Below are 202 nucleotides of genomic sequence, written 5' to 3'. Positions count from 1 at the left end.
CTCAGGACTGAGCACGAGCAGAGCATTGGTGTACTCGTGGATCAGCGCCCCGGTCCGCGCGATGGTGTCGGTGAAATCCAACGCCAGCTGCTCCGGCACCCAGGTGTGGCGGGCTTCGATGTGCATGACAGAACGGACCACGAACGCTGTGACCGTGTTGTCGGGCCGATCGAGACCGTACTCGGTGTGCAGCGGCTCCCAA

Annotated in this window: 1 pseudogene; it reads right to left on the bottom strand. The window is 63.4% G+C overall.

Annotation, left to right across the window (positions count from 1 at the left end):
- A pseudogene (locus ELR45_RS39970) lies at nucleotides 1–202 on the bottom strand (hypothetical protein); the annotation flags it as partial.

The sequence above is a fragment of the Phytoactinopolyspora endophytica genome, assembly GCF_004138495.1.
Lineage (GTDB): Bacteria > Actinomycetota > Actinomycetes > Jiangellales > Jiangellaceae > Phytoactinopolyspora > Phytoactinopolyspora endophytica.
Note: the sequence above shows the minus strand (reverse complement) of the source record. Positions and strands in the feature narration are given on the sequence as shown.